Annotated in this window: 7 protein-coding genes; 4 read left to right on the top strand and 3 right to left on the bottom strand. The window is 70.1% G+C overall.

Annotated features, from left to right (window positions below):
* Positions 1 to 39: 39 nt before the first annotated feature.
* The 4 genes from E1293_RS40450 (at position 40) to E1293_RS40465 (ending at position 4807) form a co-directional block, all read left to right on the top strand.
* Positions 40 to 1488 carry an FAD-linked oxidase C-terminal domain-containing protein gene (locus tag E1293_RS40450; RefSeq protein ID WP_132204350.1) on the top strand — a complete coding sequence of 483 codons (1449 nt, stop codon included), beginning with the start codon at positions 40 to 42 and terminating at the stop codon, positions 1486 to 1488.
* Positions 1488 to 2684 (top strand): FAD-binding oxidoreductase, encoded by a 1197-nt coding sequence (locus E1293_RS40455; protein ID WP_132204352.1) that lies wholly within the window; start codon positions 1488 to 1490, stop codon positions 2682 to 2684. The genes E1293_RS40450 and E1293_RS40455 overlap by 1 nt, the downstream gene beginning before the upstream one ends.
* Positions 2684 to 3970 (top strand): (Fe-S)-binding protein, encoded by a 1287-nt coding sequence (locus tag E1293_RS40460; protein ID WP_132204354.1) that lies wholly within the window; start codon positions 2684 to 2686, stop codon positions 3968 to 3970. Before E1293_RS40455 ends, E1293_RS40460 begins: the two co-directional genes overlap by 1 nt.
* 120 nt (positions 3971 to 4090) lie before the next feature.
* Complete coding sequence (locus tag E1293_RS40465; RefSeq protein ID WP_132204356.1) at positions 4091 to 4807, top strand: hypothetical protein; 717 nt, start codon at positions 4091 to 4093, stop codon at positions 4805 to 4807.
* A 3-nt stretch (positions 4808 to 4810) separates the two neighbouring features.
* On the opposite strand, the gene E1293_RS40470 is transcribed toward E1293_RS40465, so the two are convergent.
* The 3 genes from E1293_RS40470 to E1293_RS40480 form a co-directional block, all read right to left on the bottom strand.
* A complete protein-coding gene (locus tag E1293_RS40470; RefSeq protein ID WP_243717305.1) occupies positions 4811 to 6478 on the bottom strand; it encodes an ABC transporter family substrate-binding protein in 1668 nt (555 codons plus the stop codon).
* A complete protein-coding gene (locus E1293_RS40475; RefSeq protein WP_132204360.1) occupies positions 6475 to 8205 on the bottom strand; it encodes a dipeptide ABC transporter ATP-binding protein in 1731 nt (576 codons plus the stop codon). The genes E1293_RS40470 and E1293_RS40475 overlap by 4 nt, the downstream gene beginning before the upstream one ends.
* Positions 8202 to 8894 (bottom strand): ABC transporter permease (locus E1293_RS40480; RefSeq protein WP_132204362.1); only part of this gene is annotated, 693 nt, incomplete at its 5' end. The genes E1293_RS40475 and E1293_RS40480, both read right to left, overlap by 4 nt.

Here is an 8894-nt window from a genome sequence, read left to right on the forward strand (position 1 = left end):
ATCTTGCGGCGGGTCGGCGGGCGGGGGATCGTGGAGAGGATGGAGACGATGCTCACGGCGCTCGGGCCCCGGCTGGCGGCGCTGCTCGGCGCGGACCGGGTGATCACCGACCCGGTGCGGCTGCGCACCTACGAGTGCGACGGCCTCACCAACCACCGGTCGACGCCCGGGATCGTCGTGCTGCCCGGCACCGCCGAGGAGGTCGCGGCGATCGTGCGGGAGTGCGCGGCGGCCGGCGTCCCGTACGTGGCGCGCGGGTCCGGGACGGGCCTGTCGGGCGGCGCGCTGCCCCGCGCGGACGGCGTGCTGATCGTCACGTCCCGGATGCGCCGGATCCTGGAGATCGACATCCCGGGCCAGCGGGCCGTGGTGGAGCCCGGCGTGATCAACCTGGACGTGACGCGGGCCGTGCGCCCGTACGGGTACTACTTCGCGCCCGACCCGTCCAGCCAGCAGATCTGCTCGGTCGGCGGGAACGTGGCGGAGAACTCGGGCGGCGCGCACTGCCTGAAGTACGGGTTCACCGCGCACCACGTGCTGGCCTGCGAGGTCGTCACGCCGGACGGCGAGCTGGTGGAGCTGGCGGCGGACGCGCCCGGCTACGACCTGCTCGGGGTGTTCGTCGGCGCGGAGGGCACGCTCGGCATCACCACCAAGATCACGGTGCGGCTGACGCGGGTCCCCGAGACCGTGCAGACGCTGCTGGCGGCGTTCGACTCGATCGAGGCGGGCGGCACGGCGGTGTCGGCGATCATCGGCGCGGGCGTCGTCCCGGCGGCGATCGAGATGATGGACGCGCTCGCCATCGAGGCGGCGGAGGCGGCCGTGCGCTGCGAGTACCCGGCCGGCGCCGGCGCGGTGCTGATCGTGGAGCTGGACGGCCCGGACGCCGAGGTCGCGGCCCAGTTCACCGAGGTCGAGCGGCTGTGCCATGACGCGGGCGCGTTCGAGATCCGCATCGCCGCCGACGACACCGAGCGGGCGCTGATCTGGAAGGGGCGCAAGTCGGCGTTCGCCGCGGTGGGCAGGATCAGCCCGGCGTACCTCGTCCAGGACGGCGTGATCCCCCGGACGGTCCTCCCGGACGTCCTTGCCAGCATCGACGCCCTATCGGCCGAGTCGGGCGTGCGGGTCGCGAACGTCTTCCACGCGGGGGACGGCAACCTGCATCCGCTGGTGCTGTTCGACGACTCCGAGCCGGGCGCGGAGGAACGCGCCGAGAAGGTCTCGGGCGCGATCCTCGACCTGTGCATCGAGCACGGCGGGTCCATCACGGGCGAGCACGGCGTCGGCGTCGACAAGTCCCGCTACATGCCGCGCATGTTCACCGACACCGACCTCGACACCATGCAGATGGTCCGCTGCGGATTCGATCCCGCGGGTCTGTGCAATCCGGGCAAGGTGTTCCCCACGCCGCGCCTCTGCGGCGAGGTGCCCGGCAAACGCAAGGGCCCCCACCCCTTCGAGGGAAAGGCGGACATCTTCTGATGCGGCCCTTGGACGCCCTGGCGAAGGTCTGCGGCGATGTGCGGCCCGGCGAGCCCGCGGAAGGCGTGCTCGGCGTGGAGCCCGCGTTCGTCGCGGCACCGAAGACCGTGGCCGAGGCCGCCGAGGTCATGCGCGTCGCCGCCGAGAACGGTCTGACGATCGTCCCGCGTGGCGCGGAGACCCGCCTGGACTGGGGGACGCCTCCAGCGCGCTGCGATGTGCTGGTCGATACACATCGGCTGGACAAGCTCATCGAACACACTGCCGGAGACCTGGTCGCCAAGGCGGAGGCCGGGCTGCCGATGGACCGGCTCAGCGAAAGGCTGGCGGAATGCGGTCAGCGGCTCGCACTCGACGTCCCCCTGCCCGGCTCCACGGTCGGCGGGACGATCGCCACGGCGGCGGCCGGTCCTCTGCGTTCGCTGTACGGGACGCCCAGGAACCTGGTCATCGGGCTCACGGTCGTCCGGGCGGACGGTCAGGTCGCCAAGTCGGGCGGCAAGGTCGTCAAGAACGTCGCGGGGTACGACCTGGGGCGGCTCTTCTCCGGCTCCTACGGGACGCTGGGCCTGATCGTGGAGGCGACGTTCCGCCTGCACCCGGTCCCTTCCGCCACCGCGTACGTGACGTGCGCCGTGGACGGACCCGAGGACACGAACGACGCGGTCCAGACCGTCCTGCACTCTCCCGTGGCGCCCAGTGCGCTCGAATACATCAGCCCAGGGACGGTCACGGTCCTGCTCGAAGGCGTGCCCGACGGTGTCGCCGCGCGCGCTCGGCAGACCGCAGAACTCCTCGGCGAGAATGCCGAAATCCGTGAAAACGCACCCGACGGCTGGAGTCTCTACCCCGACGGCACCACGCTCATCGACATCGGCGCCCCGCCGCCCTCGCTCCGCGACGTGCTCACCACACTCGGCCCGGACATCGACCTCACGTGGAGCGGCAGCGGACACGGCTACGTGGGCCTCCCCGCCGAACTCGGACCGGACGAGGTCGCCGACGTCCTGGATCGCCTGCGGAACGCGCTCAGCCGGCACCGTGGCCACGCCGTCGTCCGGTACGCACCGCAAGAGGTGCGCGACGAGATCGACCTGTGGGGCCCGATACCGGCCCTCGCGCTGATGCGGCGTGTGAAGGACCAGTTCGACCCCGACCACCGCCTGTCCCCTGGACGTTTCGCAGGAGGAATCTGATGAGCGCCCAGGACGACTTCCCGAATCTGCTCAACGACTGCGTGCACTGCGGTTTCTGCTTGCCGACGTGCCCGACGTATGTGCTGTGGGGCGAGGAGATGGACTCCCCCAGGGGCCGCATCCATCTCATGCAGCAGCATGTCGAGGGCGAGCCGCTCAGCGGGCCGATGGTCGAGCATTTCGACCGCTGCCTGGGGTGCATGGCGTGCGTGACGTCCTGCCCGTCCGGTGTGCAGTACGACCGCCTCATCGAGATGACCCGCGCCGACGTCGAACGCGAGCACCCGCGCTCGCTCAAGGAGCGGGCAATACGGGAGATGGTCTTCCAACTCTTCCCGTACAAGCGGAGGCTCCGTGCCTTGCGCGGCCCCCTGCGCGCGTATCAGAAGTCGGGCCTGGAGCGGCTCGTCCGGTTGAGCGGCGTCCTGGAGCGCATCTCGCCGTCCATCGCCGCCATGGAACGGCTCGCACCGCCCCTGGGCAAGGCCCCGAACCTGCCCGAGCGTGTCGCCGCACGCGGAGAGCGCCGCGCCACGGTCGGGATGCTGACCGGCTGCGTCCAGAGCGAGTTCTTCCCGGACGTCAACTCCGCCACGGCCCGCGTCCTGGCGCTGGAGGGCTGCGACGTCGTCATCCCCCGGAACCAGGGCTGCTGCGGCGCGCTGTCCATGCACTCCGGGCGCGAGGACGAGGCCCGCGCCTTCGCCCGCCGGACGGTCGAGACGTTCGAGGCCGTCGACGTCATCGTGGTGAACTCCGCCGGCTGCGGGTCCGCCATGAAGGAGTACCGGGCGCTGCTCGCCGACGACCCGGACTGGGCGGGACGGGCGGAGGCGCTCTCGGCCAAGACCCGGGACCTCGCCGAGTACCTCGTGGAACTCGGGCCACGCGCGACGCGGAGGCCACTTCCGGTCACCGTCGCCTACCACGACGCGTGCCACCTCGCCCACGCGCAGGGCGTGCGGAGCCAGCCCCGCGAACTGCTCGCCGCGATCCCCGGGCTGACCGTGCGGGAGATCGCCGAACCGGACATCTGCTGCGGCTCCGCCGGAACCTATAACCTGTTCCAGCCGGAGGCCGCCGGTGAACTCGGCGACCGCAAGGCGGTGAACGTGGACGCCACCGAAGCCGAACTACTGGTCGCCGCCAACCCCGGCTGCTCGATGCAGATCGCCACCGCGCTGCGCCGGCGCGGCGCCGGCATCGCCGTCGCGCACACCGCGCAGGTGCTGGACGCCTCGCTGCGGGGGATCGGCCGCGACGCCCTCGTCGCGCGCCGTTCGTAACCCGCTGACCTGGACCGCCGCCGATCCGGGCGTCCGGTATCCTGTCCAGCCGCCGTCGCCGCCGGCACGACAGGACGCGCTTACTGAGCCTGGAGAGGGCCCGAGGGAGCAGGCACGACCATGTCCAACAGCAGCTACCAGCCGTACCGTTCGCACCGCCGGAGAAAGAAGAGCCACGCGGGGAGGCTCGGCCTGGCCGGGGCCCTCACCGGGGCCGTAGGGATCGCCGCGGTGGCCGCCGGGATCGTGTTCCTGCGCCCGGGCGGGGACGGCGGCGGCTCCGCCCAGCCCACCCTGGCGAGCCAGGGCGGCGCCGGGCAGGGCTCGTCCGTCCGGGCGCCGAAGATCGGCCCGCCCGTCAACTTCACGACCCCGGAGGGCTACGGCTACAGCCTCGCCGCCGTCATGGCGGGCACGAACCGGCAGCCGCTCGGCGCCACCGAGGCGCCGCCGTCCGGAACGACGTACGCCTACGCCGACTACATCCTGACCAACAGCCAGCGGCGGCCCGTCCTGCTGGACTACCCCGCCGACCTCTTCATGCCGAAGTCGCAGGTCCCGGCGGACGCGAAGGAGCGGTGCATGCCGCAGGCCGGCATCCCCGACGACATGTGCACCCTGCCCAACCACAGCAAGATCACCGGCAGGGTCGGCGGGTCCAAGGCGCCGGTCGAGGAGAACGGCAGCACGATGATGCCGGCGGGCGCCTCCTACGTGGTGCGCATCGCCTCCGACCTGCCGGTCAAGGAGGGCCTCTCCGCCGACGACCTGCGCCTGTACGTGTGGAACGCCCGCTACACCAGCGACCGCAAGGGCATCCAGCTCAACCTCCCGTGACCGTCATCCGGTCGCGAAACCGATGTCCTGGTAGGCGGGCTCCAGGAAGCCGCACGCCCCCAGGTTGGCCAGGTCCGCGCGGACGGCGACGAGCTGCGGACGCTGATACAGCGGCAGGACCGACGCCTGGCGCCAGATGAGCCGGTCGGCTTTGTTCACAAGGACGTGAGCCTTCGCCGGATCCACCTCTGCGATGGCCCGGTCCATCGCCCTGTCGATGGCCACGGTCCCGGTGCGGGAGTAGTTCTGCTGGACGCGGCCTCCGTGCGGCCGCGCGAACACCGCTTTCATCTGCGACACGGGGAACGAGGTGCCGAGCCACGAGAACGGGACGATGTCAAAGTTTCCGGGCGTGACGTACTGCTCGAAGATGTCGTCAGCCGGGACGACCTGGATGTCCACCCGGACGCCTATGCGTTCGAGTAGCGCGCGCGTCAGTTCCCCTTCCTGTTTGCTTATCGGCACCCCGGCCGGGACCACGAACCGCAGCGTGAGCGTCTTTCCGGCCCTGGCGCGGTACTTGCCGCGTGTTCTCCAGCCTGCTTCGTCCAGAAGCCGTCCGGCGCGCGATGGGTCGTAGCCGCCGAGTTGCCGGGAGTGATCCCGGTAGCCGCTTTGGGTGTTGACGTAGAAGTGGTTGCCGAGCGTCCGGACCGGCACGCCAAGGCCGGAAAGGTCGGACCGCGTGATGGCGCGCCGGTCGATGCCGAGCATGACCGCCCGTCTCACCCTTGCATCGGACAGGGTGGGCCCCGCCGCGTTGAAGGTGAAGTTCCGCCAGTCCGGGCCGCCCGCCCTCCGGATGATGGCGTCGTCCACTTGCCTTGCGCGTTGCAACGCGCCTGCGTCCAGGCCGACGTCCATGAGGTCGATCTCGTTGTTGGCGAACGCGCCGGGCATCGCACTGGTGTCCATGGCGCGGTAGACGATGCGGTCGAGTTTCGCGGGTGCGCCCCACCAGGCCGGGTCACGCGCCAGAGTGACCGTCTTGGCCGTCCGGTCGATCCCCTGCAGTTTGAACGGGCCCGCCGTGGCGGGCAGGCGGTCTGTCCAGGCCGCGTTGAAAGCGCGTGGGGTGTTGTAGAAGCTTGCCGGGTAGAGGGGGCTGAACAAGCTGCGCCAGTCGGCGTAGGTCTGGGTGAACGTCACCTCGACCGTTTGGTCGTCGGCGCCGCGTTCTATGCGCTGGATCTGCCGGTAGCCGGTGACGGTCGAGACCTCGTAGTGCGGGTCGCGCCCGGATAGGGCATGGGCTTGGGCCACGAAATCGGCGTATCCGACAGGTCGGCCGTCCGACCATCTGGCGTGCGGGTTGAGCTTGTAGGTGACCGTCTGCCCATGCTCGGTGCGCTTGACCGTGGCTGCTCGCAGGTACTCGGGGACGGGTTGCGGCACAGCCTTCTCGTCAGGGCGCATCAGATACGGCAGGACGCCTTGCAGAACATGTGCGACAGCGCCCTTGGTCCCGTTGACGTGGTTGAAGTTCCATTGAGACGGGAACTCGGGCAGCGGCCAGCGCAACGTCCCGCCATTCATGACATGTCCGCGTGGCGTTGGGTTCACATCGGACGCGGGCAGGCTTCTCACCGCACTGGTTTCCTCAGAGCCACCGCATCCGGCAGAGGTCATCAACGCGATGCCGACGAGAACCAGGCCGAGAGTGCGTTTCACCGTTCGGCCTTGATTCCGGCGTGCTGATGGTGGCATGCGACCGACTGGTCAGGACCATCCCCAAGTTTCACTGAACGGAGCTCCGGATCGTGTTCATCGCATGGGCGGCGGTCATGGGCGGTGAGCGTGACGTAGTGCGGGCAACGGGCTCGGAAACGGCACCCCATTGGGAGGGCCTCAAGGTGGTCAGGCAATGGAGCCACGTCCAGGAGTGCGCGTGTGTACGGGTGGGCAGGGGCGCCGTACACGTCGTCCACCGACCCGATCTCGACGATGCGGCCCATGTACATGACGGCCACCCGGTCGGCGGAACTGCGGACCAGGGCCAGATCATGGGCCACGAGTAGAAACGCCAGGCCAAGCCGTACACGGAGGTCTTGCAGAAGCTTCATGACACGCGTCTGCGCTGAAGCGTCCAGCGCGGATACAGGCTCGTCCAACAGCAATAGGCGTGGTTCCAGCGCGAGGGCTCTCGCTATGGCCACGCGCTGTCTCTGCCCGCCGGAAAGGGCGTGGGGATAACGCCGAGCATGGCCGGGCTCCAACCCGACCACCTCCAGTAGCTCCCGCACGCGATCGCCAATCGGGACACCGTGCGTGGTGAGGGGTTCGGCGAGTATGTCGGCCACTCTCATGCGAGGGTTCAGCGATGCGTACGGGTCCTGGAACACGACCTGCACATCCCTGCGCAAGGCCTTACGGCGAGAAGCCCGCAAGGAGGCCGTGTCGTGGCCCAGGACATTGACGCGTCCCTCCTGAGGGCGTGCCAGCCGAAGTATCTCCATCAGGGTGGTCGTCTTGCCGCACCCCGACTCCCCCACGAGCGCGAGGGTTTCCTTTTCCCGGACGTCGAAGCTGATGCCGTCCACAGCACGCACGGTCCCGGCCCTATGCCGCATCAACGTCCCCCTTGCAAGCGGGTAGTGACGGACAAGGCCGTCCACTCGCAGCACCACAGGACGCTCCGGTCGAGCCGTATCCAGTCGACGTGAGCGCGACAGTTGGCCCGCGCAAGAGATCTGCTCAGCCGGGCCGGTCTCGATGGCGCGGCCCTCACGCATCACCATGACCCGGTCGGCGAAGCCCGCGACGACGCCCATGTCGTGGCTGATCAGCACGATCGCGGCGCCGGTCATCTCGCGGGCGAGCCGCAGAACGTCCAGGACCCGCGCCTGGACGGTCACGTCCAACGCGCTCGTGGGCTCGTCCGCCACGATGGCGGCCGGGTCGTTGGCGATCGCCATCGCGATCATCACTCGCTGCCGCATGCCACCGGACAGTTCGTGCGGATAGGCCCGAGCCCGCCGCGCCGCATCGGCGACGCCGACCAGTTCCAGCAACTCCACGGCACGCGCGCGCGCCGCCGCACGAGTTCCTCCCGAGTGGATCCGGACCGCTTCGGCGATCTGGTCCCCCGCCGTGTGGACCGGCGTAAGCGCCGACAACGGATCCTGGAACACCATCGCCAGGTCCTTGCCCCGCACCCGGGACAGTTCCGCGTCGGACCGTCCCAGCAGTTCCTCACCGCGTAACCGCACGGATCCCGTCACATGGGAGCCGTCCGGAAGGAGCCCCATCAGGGCGAGTGCCAGCGCGGTCTTACCGGCCCCCGACTCACCGACGATTCCGAGAGCCTCGCCCGCGCCGACCGTGAAACTCACTCCGCGCACCGCACGCGGACCGGACGCATGGTCGACCGTGAGGTCGGTGACCTGTAGCACCGTCAACGCCCGCCCTCCGGGTCCAGGACGTCCCGCAACCCGTCCCCCAGCAGGTTCACCGCGACGACGATCAGGACGAGCAGCCCGGCGGCGAACCCGAACATCCACGGACGGGCGACCGCGGCGCCCTGCCCCTCGGCGATGACCGTGCCGAGCGTGACGTCCGGAGGCCGCACCCCGAACCCGAGGTAGGACAGGCCGCTCTCCGCGACGATCGCGACGCTGACGCTCAGGCTCACGTCCACGGCCAGCAGCGACGCCAGTCGCGGCAGCACATGCCGGACGATCACCCGCGGCGCGCCCACCCCGAGGAACCGGGCGGCGAGCACGTGCTCGCGCTCCCGCACCGAGATCGTCATGCTCCGCACCATGCGGGCGGTGACCATCCACATGAACGCGGCCAGTAGCGGCGCGAGCATCGCCCCGCCGCTCAGCCGCGGCGCCAGGACGATGACGATGAGGAAGGACGGGAGGACGAGCAGCAGATCCACGCCCCACATCACCGTCCGGTCGACCCACCCGCCCGCGAATCCGGCCACCGTCCCGGCGACGGCGGCGAAGGCGGTCGACAGCACGGCCGCGAGCAGCCCGACCAACAGCGATTGCTGCGCGCCATGCAGCGTGAGGGCGAAAACGTCACGCCCGCTCTGCGTCGTACCTAGCCAATGCCCCGCCGAAGGCCCCTCCCGGAAGGC

The organism is Actinomadura darangshiensis (assembly GCF_004349235.1).
Taxonomy (GTDB): domain Bacteria; phylum Actinomycetota; class Actinomycetes; order Streptosporangiales; family Streptosporangiaceae; genus Spirillospora; species Spirillospora darangshiensis.

Excerpts from the sequence above, each read along its gene's own strand:
- E1293_RS40450 (WP_132204350.1), top strand. The coding sequence starts at position 40 with ATGGAGACGATGCTCACGGCGCTCGGGCCCCGGCTGGCGGCGCTGCTC.
- E1293_RS40455 (WP_132204352.1), top strand. The coding sequence starts at position 1,488 with ATGCGGCCCTTGGACGCCCTGGCGAAGGTCTGCGGCGATGTGCGGCCC.
- E1293_RS40460 (WP_132204354.1), top strand. The coding sequence starts at position 2,684 with ATGAGCGCCCAGGACGACTTCCCGAATCTGCTCAACGACTGCGTGCAC.
- E1293_RS40465 (WP_132204356.1), top strand. The coding sequence starts at position 4,091 with ATGTCCAACAGCAGCTACCAGCCGTACCGTTCGCACCGCCGGAGAAAG.